General features: G+C 73.5%; 10 protein-coding genes. All 10 read left to right on the top strand.

Annotation, left to right across the window (positions count from 1 at the left end; genetic code table 11):
- Positions 1–11 precede the first annotated feature (11 nt).
- Genes Q9S78_RS09435 through Q9S78_RS09390 form a run of 10 tightly spaced genes read left to right on the top strand, consistent with a single transcriptional unit; the run spans position 12 to position 17,303 of the window.
- A complete protein-coding gene (locus Q9S78_RS09435) occupies positions 12–1,607 on the top strand; it encodes a dolichyl-phosphate-mannose--protein mannosyltransferase (RefSeq protein WP_311870079.1) in 1,596 nt (531 codons plus the stop codon).
- Positions 1,608–1,633: 26 nt separating this feature from the next.
- Positions 1,634–2,755 carry an FHA domain-containing protein gene (locus Q9S78_RS09430; RefSeq protein WP_311870078.1) on the top strand — a complete coding sequence of 374 codons (1,122 nt, stop codon included), beginning with the start codon at positions 1,634–1,636 and terminating at the stop codon, positions 2,753–2,755.
- Positions 2,752–3,909, top strand: a complete 1,158-nt coding sequence (locus tag Q9S78_RS09425; RefSeq protein WP_376716541.1) for a serine/threonine-protein kinase — start codon at positions 2,752–2,754, stop codon at positions 3,907–3,909. Before Q9S78_RS09430 ends, Q9S78_RS09425 begins: the two co-directional genes overlap by 4 nt.
- Positions 3,910–9,858 (top strand): Ig-like domain-containing protein, encoded by a 5,949-nt coding sequence (locus Q9S78_RS09420; RefSeq protein WP_311870076.1) that lies wholly within the window; start codon positions 3,910–3,912, stop codon positions 9,856–9,858.
- Positions 9,859–9,897: 39 nt separating this feature from the next.
- Complete coding sequence (locus Q9S78_RS09415) at positions 9,898–10,887, top strand: AAA family ATPase (protein WP_018188402.1); 990 nt, start codon at positions 9,898–9,900, stop codon at positions 10,885–10,887.
- On the top strand, positions 10,884–12,233 hold the full coding sequence (locus tag Q9S78_RS09410; protein ID WP_018188403.1) for a DUF58 domain-containing protein: 1,350 nt from the start codon (positions 10,884–10,886) through the stop codon (positions 12,231–12,233). Before Q9S78_RS09415 ends, Q9S78_RS09410 begins: the two co-directional genes overlap by 4 nt.
- Positions 12,230–14,701, top strand: coding sequence for a transglutaminase domain-containing protein (locus tag Q9S78_RS09405; protein ID WP_311870075.1), 2,472 nt, complete (start codon positions 12,230–12,232; stop codon positions 14,699–14,701). Before Q9S78_RS09410 ends, Q9S78_RS09405 begins: the two co-directional genes overlap by 4 nt.
- 55 nt (positions 14,702–14,756) lie before the next feature.
- Positions 14,757–15,932, top strand: coding sequence for an FHA domain-containing protein (locus Q9S78_RS09400; protein WP_311870074.1), 1,176 nt, complete (start codon positions 14,757–14,759; stop codon positions 15,930–15,932).
- A complete protein-coding gene (locus tag Q9S78_RS09395) occupies positions 15,929–16,780 on the top strand; it encodes a PP2C family protein-serine/threonine phosphatase (protein ID WP_311870073.1) in 852 nt (283 codons plus the stop codon). Before Q9S78_RS09400 ends, Q9S78_RS09395 begins: the two co-directional genes overlap by 4 nt.
- Complete coding sequence (locus Q9S78_RS09390) at positions 16,773–17,303, top strand: hypothetical protein (RefSeq protein WP_311870072.1); 531 nt, start codon at positions 16,773–16,775, stop codon at positions 17,301–17,303. Before Q9S78_RS09395 ends, Q9S78_RS09390 begins: the two co-directional genes overlap by 8 nt.
- Positions 17,304–17,312: the final 9 nt, after the last annotated feature.

The raw sequence follows: 17,312 nt of genomic DNA, 5'->3' as shown, positions 1-17,312 counted from the left end.
GGCTGGTCGCCGTGAGCTCGACCGCGGAACCGTTGCTGCCCGCGGCCCCGCTGCGGCCCCGCCTCGGCGCCCGCATCGATGCCTGGCGCGGCCGGATCCTCCGTCATCCGGCGGCCCGCTGGCTCGCCCCCCTGCTCGTGACGCTGCTCGCCGGCATCCTGCGGGTGTGGAACGTCGGCCACCCGCACGCGATCGTCTTCGACGAGACGTACTACGTGAAGGATGCCTGGAGTCAGTGGAACCTCGGCTACGCCGCCACGTGGCCCGACGGCGCCGACCAGCGCTTCGCGGACGGTGAGACCGACATCTACACGCGGGAGCCGAGCTTCGCGGTGCATCCGCCGCTCGGCAAGTACCTCATCGGTGCGGGCATGGCCCTGTTCGGCCCGACCTCGTCGTTCGGCTGGCGCTTCGCCGTGGCCCTCGCGGGCACCCTCGCCGTCCTCGTCCTCTATCTGATCGCGTGGCAGCTGACCCGGTCGATCGCGTTCAGCACGGTCGCGGCGGGGCTGATGGCGATCGACGGGCTCGCGATCGTCATGAGCCGGGTCGCGATCCTCGACATCCTGCTCACGTTCTTCGTCCTCCTCATGGTGTGGTTCGTCCTCCTCGACCGGCGGCGTCACCTCGACCGCCTCGCCCGGGCCATGCTCCGACGGGATGCCGCGGGCCGCGTCTCGTGGTGGGGTCCGGTCCTGTGGGGCCGGCCGTGGCTGGTCGCCGCGGGCATCGCCGGCGGTGCGGCGTGCGGGGTCAAGTGGTCGGGGGCATGGGTCCTCGGGGCGCTCGGTCTGTACGTCGTCGTCAGCGACGCGCTCGCCCGGCGCCGCCTGGGCGTCTACTTCTGGCCGGCGGATGCCGTCCGCCAGGGCGCCGCGTCGTTCCTCCTGCTCGTGCCGGTCGCCGTCGTCGTCTACCTCTCGACGTGGATCGGGTGGTTGACCACCGACGGCGGGTACGGCCGTCACGACGTCGACGCGACCCCGGCGCAGGGCTTCTGGTCGTGGGTCCCGCTGCCCTTCCAGAACCTCTGGCACTATCACGAGACGATCTACACGGCGACGGCCGAGATCACCTCGACGCATCCGTACGCGAGCCCCGCCTGGCAGTGGCCGCTCCTGCTCCGACCCACCTCGATGTACGTCGGGAACACCGCGAACACCGTCGACGGATGCGCGAGCGCCCGCGGGTGCATCGAGATCCTGTACTCGATGCCGAACCCGCTGCTGTGGTGGCTCGGCGTGCTCGCCGTCCTCTGGATCGCCGTCCACGGGGTCCGCACCCGCGACTGGCGCGCAGCCGTCGTGATCGTCGGCGTCGGCGCCTCGTACGTGCCGTGGCTGTTCTACCCCGATCGCACGATCTTCCAGTTCTACACGGTCCTGATCCTCCCGTTCATGGTGCTGGCGCTGACCTTCGCGCTGCGCGCCCTGTGGGGTTCGCCGGGCCGGATCGATGCGACGGGTCGGATCGTCGCGCGCCGGATCGTGCTCCTCGTCCTGGCGCTCGTCGTCGCGCTGTCGGTGTTCTGGTACCCCCTCTGGGCCGCCATCCGCGTGCCGTACGAGTTCTACTGGCTGCACAACTGGCTGCGCGGATGGGTCTGACCGCGCGCCGTCAGTAGGCTGAGCACGTGTTCCGCTACCCCACCCCGACGCTCGCCGCCGAGTCGGGGTACGCCATTGCTGGCGATCGGTTCGCCATCCTCCTCGGATCGGGCGTCGCCGAGGGTGTCATCGCGCGGCTGTGGAACTCGGCCGTCGCCGACACGGCGGTCCTCGAGGACGTCCTGAGCGTGCTCGTGGCGGGCGGCATCCACGACCTGCCCGACTTCGCGATCGCGGAGTTCCCCGACGACGACGCGCAGCCGGTGCGCGTGGCCGTCCGCGGCGCCGCCATCGTCGAGACCTCCGATCGCACGCGCGTGTCCGGGGCCGATGCGCGGACCTGGATCGAGACGGCGCTCGCGGGGGCCGTCGGCATCCGTCTCGCCCTCGACGGCGGCGCGACGGGCGGCGACCTGCTGCCCCTCGGGCTCGGGGTCACCCGCGCCGACGAACTGTCGTGGGGGCGCCCCTTCCCCGCGGGCCGCGAGCCCGACGCCGAAGTGACGCCCGCCGCCGAGGGCGAAGAACCCCCCGGCACCCTCGCGCCCGTCACCGTCGCCGTCCCCACGATCACGCCGCCCGTCCGGCCCGCACCCGCAGCGCCCGCTCCGACTCCCCGCGACGAGGAGATCGACGTCCTCCAGACGATCTCGGTCGACCGCAGCCTGTTCGCCCGGCTCTTCGAGGACGACGACGAGCTCGAGCTGCCCGACTTCCTGCGCGAGGACGACCAGCGCCCCGACGGCGGCGACATCCCCGACGAACGCACCCTCTTCGGCTCGCGTCGCGCCGCAACCGGGGCGGTCTACGGCCTGCGCCTTCCCGGCGGGCGGACGGTCCCCCTCGACCGGCCCGTGATCCTCGGGCGCGGCCCCCGGCAGGCCGGTCACGCCGGTGCGCGCATCGAACGCGTCTCCTCGCCGCACAAGGAGATCTCGGGCACGCACCTCGAAGTGGTGCTCGACGGGACGACCCTCGTGGTCCGCGACCTCGACTCGACGAACGGGACGATCGTGCGTCCGCCGACGGGCGCCGCGGCGCTCCTGCGCGGCGGCGCGGCCTCGCGGGTGCCGCTCGGGACCGAGCTCGACCTCGGCGACGGCGTGACCGCGGTGTTCGATGTGCTCGACCCCTCGACGGCGGGATGACCGACCGCGTGTCCCACAGGCTTCCGTCCACGCCACCCGGTCTCTCGGGGTTCACGTACGTCCGTCCGCTGGGTGCCGGAGGTTTCGCCGACGTCTTCCTGTTCGAGCAGAACCTGCCGCGGCGTCCCGTGGCCGTGAAGGTCCTCCTCGAAGACGTCGTCGACGAGAACGTGCTGCGCATGTTCAACGCCGAAGCCGATGTCATGGCCCGCCTCAGCGCCCACCCCTCGATCCTCACGATCCACGAGGCATCCGTGTCGGCCGACGGACGCCCCTACCTCGTGATGGAGTACTGCCCGACCTCGCTCACCCACCGCTACCGGCGCGAGGAGATCCCCGTCGCCGAGGTGCTGCAGCTCGGGGTGAAGATCGGCTCCGCACTCGAGACCGCCCACCGCGCCGGGCTCCTGCACCGGGACATCAAGCCGTCGAACATCCTCGTCACCGCCTTCGGTTCGCCCGTCCTCTCGGATTTCGGCATCGCCGCCGCCGTCGAGGCCCGACCGGACGCCGAGGAGGTGTTCGCGATGTCCGTGCCGTGGTCGGCGCCCGAGATCGTCGACGAGCGGGTCTCGGGTTCCATCGCGGCCGAGGTCTGGAGTCTGGGCGCCACCGTGTACTCGCTGCTCGCCGGCCGCAGTCCCTTCGAGCGCTCCGGCCGCGGCCAGAACACCCGCGACCAGCTCAAGGCGCGGATCCGCAAAGCGGTGTACACGCCCGTCGGTCGCCCCGACGTCCCCGCCGAGGTGGACGCCGTCCTCGCCCGCGCCCTGAGCCGGGACCCCGCCGCCCGGCATCCGTCCGCCGCGGCCTTCGCTCACGACCTGCAGCTCATCCAGCACCGGATGGGGCTCCCCCACACTCCCCTCGAAGTCGCCGTCGACGAGTGGGCCGCAGCCGGGGCGACCGTCGACTTCGACGATGACCGCCTGCGCGGTCCGGTGCGTCCGAGCGTCGCGTACGAGTCGGCCCGGCCCGCGCGTCGCAAGTCTGGCCCTCCCCGTCGCCCCGACGAGGGCACCATCCTCGCAGGCGCCGAGCCCGCGCCGCGGCTGAGTCGCACCGCCGTGATCGCCCTCGCCGTCGGCGCGGGCGTCGCGCTCACCCTGGCGGGCGCCGCCACCACGTTCTTCCTCCTCGGCGGAGCGGGCTGAATGGCAGGCCTGCCCCGGGAGCGACCCCGCATCCGCCGGTCCACGTGGATCGGCGTGGGTGCGGTCACCGCCGTCGTCGCGGTCGTCGGCACCCTCGCGGTCGTCTGGCCGGGATACGACGCGCAGCAGACGCCCGTCGACGATCCGACGGTCTGGGCGCTGCAGACCGGCGCCGGGAGCGGGTACGCCCGGGTCAACCTCGACCTCGGCGAGGTCGACACCGTCAAGCAGGTGGTCAACGGGACGCAGGTGGCGCAGACCGCCGACCGGCTGTTCGTCTTCAGCGAGGGCGGCTCGGCCTACTCCGACGTCGACCTCGCCCAACCCGCCGACCTCACCGGCGAGGATGAGGACGCCTCCTCCCCCACACCGGCCGGAACGGTCGACATCGTCTCGGCGGGCGACGCGATCGCCTACCGGACCGAGGGCGGCGGCGTCTTCGGCGCGACCCTGTCCAGCGGCGGCGCGGTCTCGCCGATCGATCCGTACGCCGACGTGGACCGGGACGCGAACGAGCAGGGTCCCCGCTTCTCGGCATCCGCGGTCGCCGTCGACGCCGACGGCGTCGTGTACGCCTACTCGGCGCCCGAGAAGGTCGTCGTCCGGGCCGAAGCGGCCACGGGGCGCATCCTCGGTCAGGATCCGACCCCGATCGCCCCCGTCGACGCGCAGCTCAGCGCGGTCGGCGGTCGCTGGGTGCTCTACGACGTCGCGACGGGCGACGTCGCCGTGGCGGATCGGGACGACGTCGTGTCGACGACGCCGGCGGCCGGGGCGCTGCTGCAACGGGCCGCGACGAGCGGGGACGCGGCCGTCATCGCCGATCCGGCCGGGATCACGCGCGTGCCGCTCGACTCCGGCGCCGCGGATCGGCCGCTCGAATCCCCCGGGCTCGGCACACCGGCCGTGCCGACTCCCTCCGGCGGGGCGGTCTCGGCTGCGTGGCTCGGCGACGGCACCGGCGGCGGGACGCTGTGGTCGAGCGCGGCCCCGACGCAGAGCGCGCCTCTGGACTACGCCGGCGCTGACATCGGCGACGGCGTCGATCCCGTGTTCGTCGGCAACGGGTCGCGCCTGGCGCTGAACGACCGCGGATCCGGCTGGGTCTGGCGTGTCCCCGACGGTGCGCTCATCCCCTCGTCGCAGCAGTGGCGCGTCGAGGACACGAGCGAGGCCGCCCCCGACACCGACGACCCCGTCGAACGGGTGCTCGACCCCAAGCCGCCCGTCGCGGTCGACGACGAGTTCGGGGTGCGCGCCGGTTCCGTCGCGCTCCTGCCCGTCCTCCTCAACGATCACGACCCCAACGAGGACGTCCTCAGCATCGACGCGGGCGGATTCGACGGGGCGGACGCCGCCTTCGGGTCGGCGACGCTCACCGGCGCCGAGCAGCAGATCGCCCTCGACGTCGCGCCGGACGCGACCGGTACGACCACCTTCCGCTACCGCGTCACCGACGGTACCTCGGCCGGCGGGCGCCTCTCGGAGTACGCGACCGTGACGGTGCGCGTCGTGCCCGAAGAGGACAACGCGGCACCGGTCTGGTGCGGGGTGCCCGGATGCCTCGCCACCTGGCCCGCGCTCTCGGTCGCCCCCGGCGGCACCGTCTCGGCCGACCTGCTCCGGGGCTGGGTCGACCCCGACGGCGACCCCGTCTACCTCTCCGGCATCGACGGAGCCCCCGCGGTGGGGACCGCGACGACGTCGCCGGAGGGCGAGTTCACCTACCAGCATCCCGATCCGAGCGCGACGGACGCCGCCGGCATCCCGGTCGCGGTGGTCGTCTCCGACGCGCGGGGAGCGACGACGACGCAGACGGTGACGGTGCAGGTCACGCCCGCACCCGAGCTGTCGGCCGAGTCGTTCGCGGTGAACGGTGTGGTCGGCGAGCCGCTCGACGTCGACCTCACCCCCTACGTCACCGGGGCGTCGGGACCCCTCGCGCTCGGCTCGCTCGTGGCTCTCGACGCCGACCGCGTGAGCGCGACCCCCAACCCCTCCGCGCTGCGCATGAACGTCGTGGCGAACGAGCCGGGCTCGTACGTCGTGCAGTACTCGGTGCGAGACGGTGTCGGCGAGGCATCCGCCATCGCACGCGTCACCGTCCGCGCACCCGAGGACACCGTCGTGACGACACCGCCGCTCACCGCGTTCGTCCGTCCCGGCGAGGACGCGACGATCGACGTCGCGTCGGCCGCGGCGAACCCGGCCGGCCTCGTGCTGCTCCTCGACGACATCCGACCCGACAGCGACCCGACCGCGTCGCTCAGCGTCGATCTCGTGGGGCAGAGCCTCCTGCGGGTCAGTGGGACGACCGACGACGGCACACCGGGACGCCTCGGCGTCGTGCGCTACCGCCTGAGCGACGGCGGGGCGGATGCCGCCGGTGCCGAGGGCGAGCTGACCGTCATCCTCCTGCCGGCCGGCTCGGCCGAGCAGCCGATCGCCGTCGACGACGCCGTGACGGTCCGCGGCGGGACCCAGGTCGACATCCCCGTCCTCGACAACGACCACACGCCCACCGGGGCCCTCATCGCGATCGACCCGTCGTCGGTGGTCAACGAGACCGGCGGCGGCCTCGCGTTCGCCTCGGGACGCGTCCTGCGCTACCTGGCGCCGCGCGCGGCGGGTACGTACGCGCTGACGTACACGGTGTACCGGTTGGGCTTCCCCGAGGTGACCGACACGGCGCGGGTGACCGTCACCGTCACCGGCGGCGACGAGAACCGCGACCCGGTCCCGCGGACCCTCGTCGGGCGGGTCGTCGCGGGCCAGTCCGTCACGATCGGCTTCGACCGGTTCGCCGTCGACCCCGACGGCGACGACGTGTCGCTCGACGCCATCACGACCCAGCCCGCCGAGGGATCGGCGACCATCTCGGCCGACGGCCAATCGATCGTCTACACGAGTCGCGAGGGCGTCTCGGGTCAGGTGCGCTTCGGCTACCAGGTGAAGGATGCCCGGGGCCGGACGGGCGTCGGCGAGGTGCGCGTCGGCGTCATCGCCCGTCAGAGCGACCCGAGCCCGGTGACCTTCAGCGACTACGTGCAGGTGCAGGCGGGCGCCGAGAGCACGGTCGTCGTCCGGCCCGCGGACAACGACGTCGATCCTTTCGGCAGTCCCTTGGAACTCGGCGACGTCGTCCCGAACGCCCCCGCGGACAGCCCCGAGTACGCGGCGCTGGCCGGCCGGGTGAGCGTCGACGACGGCGCGGTGACGGTCACGGCGGGCACCGCCCTCGGCACCTTCTCGTACTCGTACGAGGTCGCCAACGCGGACGGCGACACCGCCATCGGTCTCCTCGTCGTCAAGGTCGTCCGTGACCCGGTGCCCGATCATCCGGTCGTCTCGGACACGGTGCTGACGATCGAGGACCGCGACCGGTTCACGACCGGCGTCGACGTGCTGACCGGCCATGTCGCGTGGGATGCCGGCGACGTCGCCGGGCTCACCCTGCGGCTCTGGGGCGACCCCGGCGACCTCGAGGTGTCGGGGCGGAGGATCTCGGGCGAGCTGCCGACGCGCACCCGCCTCATCCCGTTCGAGGTCAGCGGCACCGCCTACGACGGCAGCGAGGTGACGACGTACGGGTTCCTGCGCGTGCCGGGGACGGACGAGATCCGCCTCACCCTCCGCGCCGGCGTCGAGCAGCTCCGCGTCGCCGAGGGCGAGAGCGTCGAAGCGGATGTCGCCGACCTCGTGGTCCTGCCCGAGGACGGGGCCCTCGTCCTCGACCGCGACGGCACCAAGGCCGGCGGTGCGCGCAAGGACGCCACCTGCCGTGTCGTGTCGGGCACCGTCATCCGATACACCGCGGGGAAGGGCGCCCCCTGGTCCGATTCGTGCATCGTGGCGGCACGCCTGGCCGGCCAGGACGAGCCCACCTATCTGACGCTCGCTGTCGCCGTCGAGGCCGAGACGCCGCAGCCGTCGCTGCGGAGCGCGTCGCTCGGCGTCCGTCCGGGCCAGACGCAGACGTACGACCTCACCCGGATGGTGCGATGGGCCGGCGTCGCCGACGAGGACGCCCTCCGCTTCGACGTCGCCTACTCCGGCAACCAGTTCGAGGTGACCGCCGACGGCGCCGCCCTGACCGTCACCGCCGTCGACGAGGCCCGTCCCGGACGTGAGGAGCAGGTGACGGTGTCGCTGCCGAGCCACCCCGACGCGAGCGCGTCGAGCCTCGTGCTCTCGGTCGGCCCCTCCCCCTCGTCGCTTCCCCGCGGCGGATCCGCGGTGAAGACCTGCTCGCAGTCGGACGGCCAGTCCTCGTGCACGATCGAGGTCGTCGGAGCCGACGGCGAGGTCAACCCGCTCCCCGGCACGCCGCTCCGGGTCGTGGCTGCATCGAGCGCCGGCAACTGCGACGGCGTCCGGTTCTCCCCCGCCGGCGACCGCACCGTCCGAGCGAGCTGGAGTACGGATGCCGAGGGCGCGGCGCGCTGCGCGGGCACCTTCGTCGTCGAGGACGCGCAGGGGCGCCAGTCGAGCGGCGATCGCAACGGCTCCGTCGTCCTCGACCTGCGAGGTCTGCCGGCGAGCCCCACCCGCCTCGAGTGGACCTCGTACACCGACGACGCCGTGACCCTGCGGGTGACCTCGGATGCCGGTTCCTACCCGGGCGTAGAGGGGTACCGCATCACGACGGGAGGACGCGAGGTCGCCACCTGCCCGGCCTCCGGGGTGTGCGCGCCGATCTCCGCCCCGGTGGGCGAACAGCGCGTCTACGAAGCGCGTGCGGTCAACGAGGTGGGCGCCTCGCGCGGCACCGTGCGGACGACCGCGTGGGCCTACCGTCCGCCCTCCCGCCCCGCCGCCGCCACGTTCACGCCGGTCCCGAACGGACGCGACGGCGGAGTAGCGACCGTCACCGTGACCGGGCTCGACGACACGACCGGCAGCGTCCGCCTGGCCGGCGGAGTCGCCGGAAGCGCGACGCAGGCCGTCCGCGGCGGGACCGCCACCTTCACCGGCTACCGAGTCGGCTCGAACGACCCGAAGACGCTGACGGCGACGCCGCTGACGGAATTCGACCTCCCGCCCATCGCCGGAGGGTCCACCGAGGGGCGATCACTCGAGCTCCGCGCCCACGGCGTCGGTGCCCCGAGTATCGAGCTCTCGCAGACGACCACGACGGACTCGCTGACGGTGACCGCACGGGTGACGGCCGAGAGCGCCGGCACCGTGGCGCTGTTCGGCTTCAGCGAGGTGTCCGCCGCGGAGTGCAGCCCGGACTCGCGGGACGCCCGACGCACCTTCGCGGCGCGCGCGTTCGAACGCAAGACGGTCTACGTCTGCGCGACGAGCACCTTCGACGGCCAGGACGGCTTCGGCGTGACCTCCGACGCGATCACCGCCCGCCCGACCGGGAACGTCGCCGCGCCCGAGCCGATGACCTACACGGTGTCGACGACGCCACGCGGGGATCAGGCCTCCGGGTTCACGTACGCGGCGAGCGCGGCCAGCGACCCCGGCCGGCCGCCGTTCGAGGGAGCGACGCTGCGGTACCGACTGAATGATCAGCTTCGGGACTCCTTCGAGCCGCGCCCCAACAGGCCCGACGACCGGTGGACCGCGGAGTGGTGCGACACCTTCCTCGGCGTCGTCGGTGAGTGCTCCGACCGGACACCCATCGTCGCGGCACGCGGAAGCGCGGGTTGGCCGGTGTACGTGGCCACGGACGACGTGCCGCGGTGCCGGTCGGACGAAGAGGTGTCGGACTGGTTCCCGCGGAACATCGGCACCGACGTCGCGACGGTGCGGAAGACCGTGATCGACGGAGACCTCGGCCCGCAGCGTGTCGAGTACACCCTCGGGTGGACCGGCGCCCTCCGCGCGCTCAATCCGATCACCGTCAGCGTCGACTGCCGTCAGATCACGCCGCCGCCGCCCGAGACGGAGCCGCCGGCATCCCCCGACCCGACCGAGACCACCCCGCCGGCTCCCTGAGCGGCGCGGCCCCGAGACCCCTTCCCCGAGAGGAACACGATGACGATCACCCAGGAGCAGAGCGCCTGGTTCGCCGAGACCTTCACCACGCTCGTCGACAACGTGGAGCAGGTCGTGCTCGGCAAACGGCACGTGATCGAACTCGCGTTCACCACGATGGTGTCCGAGGGTCACCTCCTGCTCGAGGACTACCCCGGTACCGGCAAGACGTCGTTGGCGCGCGCGATGGGGCGATCGGTACAGGGGACGGCGTCCCGCATCCAGTTCACCCCCGACCTCCTCCCCGGTGACGTCACGGGCATCACGGTGTACGACCAGCGCCGGGGCGAGTTCGAGTTCCACCAGGGGCCGATCTTCGCGAACGTCGTCCTCGCCGACGAGATCAACCGCGCATCGCCCAAGACGCAGTCGGCGCTCCTCGAAGTGATGGAGGAGGGTCACGTCACGGTCGACGGCGTCACGCGGGACGTACCCGTCCCGTTCCTCGTCGTGGCGACGCAGAACCCGGTCGAGCAGGCCGGCACCTACCGGCTCCCCGAGGCGCAGCTCGACCGCTTCCTGCTGAAGACCTCGCTCGGCTACCCGGATCGCGCCGCCACGATCCGCATCCTCGAGGGCTCCGGCGATGCGACGCGGGAGGTCTCCCCCGTCATCACCCCGCAGGGGATCGTCAGCATGGCCGACATCGCCCGCGGCGGATACCTGAACCCGCTCGTCCTCGACTACATCGCGCGCGTGGTCGACGCCACCCGCCTCGCGCGCGAGGTGCGGCTGGGGGTCAGCGTCCGAGGAGCACTCGCGCTCACGAAGGCGTCGCGCACGTGGGCGCTGGCCCACGGCCGCACCTACGTCACCCCCGACGACGTCAAGGCGCTCGCCGTGCCCGTGCTCGCGCACCGTCTGATCCTCGACCCCGAAGCCGAGTTCGACGGCGTCACGGCCGAGGCGGTCATCGGGCAGGTCCTCCTCGACGTCGTCCCGCCGTCGGGCGAGCGTCTCGACGAACGCGGTCAGCGAGAGAACGTGTGAGTTCCTCCACCGAGTCCCGCCTCACCCGCACCTTCGCCGCGACGGGATACACGCGCACGGGCTACGGCTCGGCGCCCGCCACGACGCGCCTGGCGGTACGGGGGGTGCGCGGATGGCGGCGGCTCCGGCGCGCGAGCGCGCGGGCGGCGCGGGGGTTCGCCGAGACCGTGGCGCCCGCGGGGTGGATCGTCCTCGCCGTCGCGGTCATCGGACTCGCGTGCGGCCTCGCCCTCGGCTGGCTCGAGTTCGCCGTGGCGGGCGGGGCGGCCGTTCTGCTCCTCGCGCTCTCGGTTCCGTTCCTGTTCGGTGCGCGCGCCTACGAGGTGACCCTCCGCCTCGAGCACGACCGCGTCGTCGCCGGGACGCCCGTCGAGGGTGCCCTCGTCGTCGCCAACGTCGGTCGGCGCGTCGCGCTCCCCGGCCGGGTCGACCTGCCCGTCGGCGACGGCCTCGTCGACGTCGCCGTGCCGCTGCTGCGCCCTGGCCACGAGACCAGCGAGGATGTCGCGATCCCGACCCTGCGCCGCGGCGTCATCACCGTCGGCCCCGCCCGCACCGTGCGCGGGGACCCCCTCGGCATCCTCACCCGTGAAGCGACCTGGCAGGAGACCCGCACGCTCTACGTGCACCCCGTGACGACGGCGTTGCGGAGCACCGCGACGGGACTCATCCGCGACCTCGAGGGGAGCCCGTCGAGGACGATCGTCGACGCCGACTTCTCGTTCCACGCGCTCCGGCCCTACGTCCCGGGCGACTCACCGCGCCAGGTGCACTGGAAATCCACCGCGAAGACCGGCGCCATGATGGTGCGTCAGTACGAGGAGACCCGCCGCTCCCGCATGATCCTCGTTCTCGGACTCGGCGGCGACGAGTACGCCGACGACGACGAGTTCGAACTCGCCGTCAGCGCGACCGCGTCGATCGGCGTCCGGGGGCTCCGCGACGGACGGGACGTCGACGTCGTCGCCGGCGCGGAGATCCCCGAGTTCGCGCGAGGCCGCATGCGGACGTTCCGCACCCTGACGACGATCTCGTCGCGGACCCTCCTCGACGACCTCGCCGCCATCGGTCGCGGGGAGAACCCGAGCCCGCTCCGCGAGGTCGCCGCGCTCGCGGCCGGGCGCCATCCGGATGCGTCGATCGCCTTCCTCGTCTGCGGATCGACGCTGACGCCCACGCAGCTGCAGAGCGCCGCGCTCGCCTTCGGTTCCGAGGTGGCCGTCGTCGCCCTCGTGTGCGATCCGACGGCGGCTCCCGGCATCCGGCGCCTCGGGAGCATGACCGTCATCTCGATCGGGCTCCTCGACGACCTGCGACAGATGCTCGCGAGGGGTGGGCGATCGTGACCGTCCCCCTCCGCCGCGACGCCCGCCGCCCGCGCCCCGCACCGTCGCGGGCGGGCTTCTTCATCGGCCAGGCGATCGTGCTCGATCTCGTCCTCGCCGTGGGAGCGGTCGCCGCATGGCCGATCTACCGGAGCACCGCGTTCATCGTCGCGGTGACGGCCGGGATCGTCGCCGGTCACGTCGTCGCGGCCGTCGGCACCCGCTGGCGCTGGTCGGGATGGTGGGTCGCCCTCACCGCGCTGGGCGCCTACGTTGCGCTGGGAGTTCTCGTCGCGGCATCCGGTTCGCTGGCCTCCCCGGGTGCGGCGCTCCGCGCCCTCGTCGACGTCGCGACGGCGCCCGTCACCGGGTGGAAGGACCTGCTCACCCTCGACCTGCCGCTCGGCGCCTACCAGGCGACCCTCGCGCCGACGCTCCTGCTCTTCCTCGCCGTCACCGTCACCGCCCTGTCGATCGCGTGGCGCGCGAAGACGGTGTGGATGCCGGCGGTCGCCGTGGCGCTCATCCCGACCGCGTTCGGCGTAGTCTTCGGCGCCCGCACCCTGGCCGCGCCGTTGCTCGTCGGCGCCGTCCCCCTCCAACCCGAGACGCTCGTCGGGGCGGCGTCCGTCGTCGCAGCTCTCGTCGCGGTCGTCTGGCGGACCGCCCACGACCGGCGCCGCGCACTCCGGACCGCGGCCGACGCGACCGGGATGCGTCGCGGCCCGACCGCCCGGCGGCGCGGCACCGCCACCCGCGCGGCGACCGCCGCGGGGATGGTCGTCGTCGCGACCGCCGCTGCGGCCGTCTGGGGGCCGTGGGCACTCGCGGGGCAGCCGCGCGAGGTGGCGCGGGCGGCGGTGGCACCGGTGCTCGAACTCGAGCGCGCGCCCAGCCCGCTCGCGGACTACCGCGCGTCGTTCGCGGACGATCGCTACGACCAGGTCCTGTTCACGGTCGCCGCTCCCGAGACGATCGACCGCGTGCGCCTCGCGACCCTGCCGTTCTACGACGGTCGCACGGTGCGCGCGATCGATCCGGATGCCGGCCCCACCGACCCGGCGACGGCGTTCACCCGCGTGCCCTCGAGCCTCGGCGGCGACGGCACGGCGAGCGTCTCGGTCCGGATGGGAGCGGGCGCGGGCATCTGGGTCCCGACCGTCGGCAGCCTCCGCGCCATCGCGTTCGACGGGACCCGGGCGACGGACCTGTCCGATGGGTTCTTCCACAACGCCGCGACGGGCGCCGCGATCGAGCTCGCCGACCCCGGTCTCGGCGAGGGCGACGCGTACCGGCTGTCGGTCGTCCCGGACGGCCAGGCCGAATCGGTGGCATCCCTCACCCCCGCCCGGAGCGGACCGTCCCTGCCCGCCGACGTCGTTCCCGCCTCGCTCGTGGAATGGATCGAGGCGCAGGACGCGGGCACCGGTGGCGCCGCTCTCGACACCCTGGTGGAGCGCCTGCGCGCCCGGGGCTATCTGAGCCACGCCCTGCAGGTGCCGACCGGTGACACCCCGTCCTGGCTGGCGGGCCTCGGTGGCAGCGGGTTCCAGTCGTCGCGGGCGGGTCACTCGGCAGACCGCATCGGGACGATGTTCGCGCAGCTGCTGACGCGCGAAGCCGAGGCGCCGGACCGCTCCGACGCGGAGCTCGTCGCCGCCGTCGGCGACGACGAGCAGTTCGCCGTCGCCGCCATGTTGATCGCCGATCACCTCGGCTTCGAGGCGCGGGTCGTCGTCGGCACCCGTCTTACGTCAGCCGAGGACCTGCCCGTCTGCGAGGACGGCTCGTGCCGCGGCGGCGATCTCGCTGCGTGGATCGAGGTGCAGGATGCCGCCGGCCGGTGGGTCCCCGTCGATGCGACGCCGCAGCACGACAGCTTCCCCTCGCCGGATGTGCAGCAGCGGCGGGACCCCGAGAACCCGACGGACGTCCGCCGCGACGAGGTGGACACGGTGCTCCCGGCCGATGCCTCTCCGTCCGACGGCGACCTGCCGGACGAGCAGGCGCCCGCGGACGAGACCGACCTGTCGGCGGTGTGGGCTGCCGTCCGTATCGGTGGCGTGTCGCTGCTCGCGGTCATCGTCCTGATCGGGCCGCTCGTGACGGTCCTGGCGGTCAAGGCCGTCCGCCGACGCAACCGGCGGCGGCGCGGCGACGTCGCGGAGCGCTTCACCGGCGGCTGGGAGGAGTACGTCGACACCGCGGTCGACCACGGCTACCCCGCATCGGCCCACCTGACGAGGCAGGAACTGGCGAGCCTGTTCGCCGGCGGGGCCGACCAGGCGCCGGGCAGGCGGTTGGCCGGCTGGGCGGATCGGTCGGTCTTCGACGTCTCGCCGCCGAGCGCAGCCGAGAGCGAGGAGTTCTGGCGGATCGTGGCCGCCGAGCGCACCCGGTTCGCCGGGGAGAAGGGTTTCTGGGCGCGGCTCGGGGCGCGGCTGTCACTGCGCTCCCTGCTGCCGCGCAGACGGGCCGCCCGCAGATAGGGTGTGCGATGCGGGACCGAGGGAAGTCGAAGAGGGACGAGGACAGATGTTGAGCGTGACGACGGGGAACCCGCTGGCCTCGATCGGCGATGCCGCCGGAACTGTGGGAGGCGCCCTCGCGGTGTCGCTCCTCGGCGTGCTCGTGCAGCTCGTCCTGCTCGCGGCCGTGTACGTCTGGACCTCGCTCGCCCTGGCCGCCGTGTTCCGCAAGGCCGGTCTCCCGAGCGGTCGCGCCTGGGTTCCGGTGCTGAACATCTGGATGCTCTTCGAGCTCGCCGGCATGAAGGGGTGGTGGGCGGCGGTCATCGTGAGCGGCGGCCTCTTCACCGCCGTCATCGCCTCGGTCGCAGGATCGCTCCTGCTGCAGTCCGCTCAGGAGGCCGCGTTCGGCGGCGGCGGCGATGGAGCGGGCGCGATCCTGGCGGCATCCGTCGTCCCGACCCTGCTGTTCCTCGTCTTCCTCGCCGGCGTCGTGATCCTCCTGGTGCGGATGATGGGCCCCCTGAACCGCGGTTTCGGTCGCGGCGGCGGGTTCGTCGCCCTCGGTGCACTGCTGCTGCCGGTCTGGGCCTCGGCGATCGGGTGGGGAGCGGCACGCTGGCAGGGGCTGCCGCAGAAGGGCCTGCCCCCGACGCCGTTCGCGGCGGAACCTGTCGCCGTCGACACCCGCGGCGTTCCCGCCGACACGTCCGGGTTCGCGCCCCCGGCCCCGACCTCAGCACCGGGGCCCGGGACGCCGGCCGCGGCATCCGTCCCGGTCCATCCCTGGTCGCCGCCTCCGCTGGCTCCGGTCGCCGCACCCGTGCCGGCGCCGGCCGCGCCCGCCGCTCCCCCGGCGGCGCCCGCGGTGGCCCCGGGCGAGCAGACCGAGCTCGAGGAGCACACGGTCCTCGCGGCGCACCGCCGCCCGGCGGCGTCCTTGCGTCTGCCCACCGGACAGACCGTCGCCCTCACGTCCGACACCATCGTGCTGGGCCGCAACCCCGCACCGCCGTCCGATGCCCCCGAGGCCCAGCCGATCGCGATCGACGACACGACCCGGACGGTGTCCAAGACGCACGCGCTGCTGCGGCGGACCGGCGACGCCTGGACGATCACCGATCTCGCCTCGACCAACGGCGTGGTCGTCGGCACAAGCGACACCGAGATCACCGTGGGCACCCCCGTCCCCCTTGCCGGCCGCTTCCTCCTCGGCGACGCGGAGCTCACCCTCGACGCAGGATCGCGATGACCCCCACCACCGGACCGCTCCCTCCCTTCGACGTCATCAGCGGCGCTCTCACCGACACGGGCCTCCGCCGTCGCGTGAACGAGGACTCGCACCTCGCGAGCTTCCCCGTGTTCCTCGTCGCCGACGGCATGGGCGGCCACGAGGCGGGCGATCTGGCATCGGCCGCGGTCATCGACGCGTTCCGCGACTTCGTCGGTCGGAGCGATGTGGCACCCGAAGAGGTCGCCGAGGCCGTCCAGCGCGCGCACCGGTCGGTGCAGGAGATCGCCCGCGGCACGACGCGCGGCGCCGGATCGACGCTCACGGGCGTCATCGCCGTGCAGCAGAACGGTGAGAACCGGTGGCTCGTCGTGAACATCGGCGACTCCCGCGTCTACCGCCTCCTGTCCGAGCGCCTCGAGCAGCTCACGGTCGACCACTCGATCGCGCAGGAGATGGTGGATGCCGGTCGCCTCGCGCGCGAGGACATGGCGACCTTCGAGGGGCGCAACGTCATCACGCGTGCCGTCGGCGGCGAGCGCAGCCCGGCCGACTTCTGGCTGCTGCCGGTCGTCACGGGAGAGCGGCTCCTCATCTGTTCGGACGGCCTGTCGGGAGAGATCACCGACGAGGCGATCCGCGCCGGACTGTTGACGGGCGCCTCGCCCGCCCAGACGACGGGAGCGCTCATCGCGCAGGCGCTCGCGCACGGCGGCAGGGACAACGTCACCGCCATCGTCATCGACGTGGTGGGCGGCGGCATCCACCCCCGCCTGGAGGACACGACGGGCGGTCTCGTCACGAGCGAACCGGCCACGGGCACGATCGAGGTCGAGACGGTCCCCTCGCGCCGGAGGCGCCATGACTGACCCGATCGACGACCCCACGCGTCGCGCCGACCGGGCGGACCGACGGGGCGGGACACGCGTGCCGGACAGCGAGCCCGACGACCTGACGCTCTTCGCCGCGCGTCGGGTACCGGACGACGAGACGCTCCTCGCGGCACGCCGCGCCGACGACGACACACGCCTCGCCGAGCGGCGGGCGGACGAGACGCTGGTGGCCGAACGCCGCACGGGCGAGGGCACACGCGTGACCGAGCGCCGTGTCGTGCGGGATGCCGGGTCCCCGGCGGTCGCGCACGGGCGGGCCGACACGCCCCGCACGGCCTCGTCGCCGGGCACCCTGGTCTCCGGCGCCGTCTACGCACCCCGACGTTCGGAGCCGGCGCCGCAGGTCGTCCGCGCCCCGCTCTCCCCGCCGACCGGACCGGATCGCAGGACGCGCCGACGTGCCCGACGGGGCGGCGTCGTCGCCGTCGTGATCGGCGGAGCCGCCGTGGTGGCGGGCGCCGTGTGGGGAATCATCGTGATCGTCCAAGGGGGAATGTGATGGCGGAAG

It is taken from the genome of Microbacterium aquilitoris, from assembly GCF_031932285.1.
Taxonomy (GTDB): Bacteria; Actinomycetota; Actinomycetes; order Actinomycetales; family Microbacteriaceae; genus Microbacterium; species Microbacterium aquilitoris.
This window is presented reverse-complemented; position numbering and strand designations above follow the sequence as displayed.

Excerpts from the sequence above, each read along its gene's own strand:
- Q9S78_RS09425 (WP_376716541.1), top strand. The coding sequence starts at position 2,752 with ATGACCGACCGCGTGTCCCACAGGCTTCCGTCCACGCCACCCGGTCTC.
- Q9S78_RS09420 (WP_311870076.1), top strand. The coding sequence starts at position 3,910 with ATGGCAGGCCTGCCCCGGGAGCGACCCCGCATCCGCCGGTCCACGTGG.
- Q9S78_RS09415 (WP_018188402.1), top strand. The coding sequence starts at position 9,898 with ATGACGATCACCCAGGAGCAGAGCGCCTGGTTCGCCGAGACCTTCACC.
- Q9S78_RS09395 (WP_311870073.1), top strand. The coding sequence starts at position 15,929 with ATGACCCCCACCACCGGACCGCTCCCTCCCTTCGACGTCATCAGCGGC.
- Q9S78_RS09390 (WP_311870072.1), top strand. The coding sequence starts at position 16,773 with ATGACTGACCCGATCGACGACCCCACGCGTCGCGCCGACCGGGCGGAC.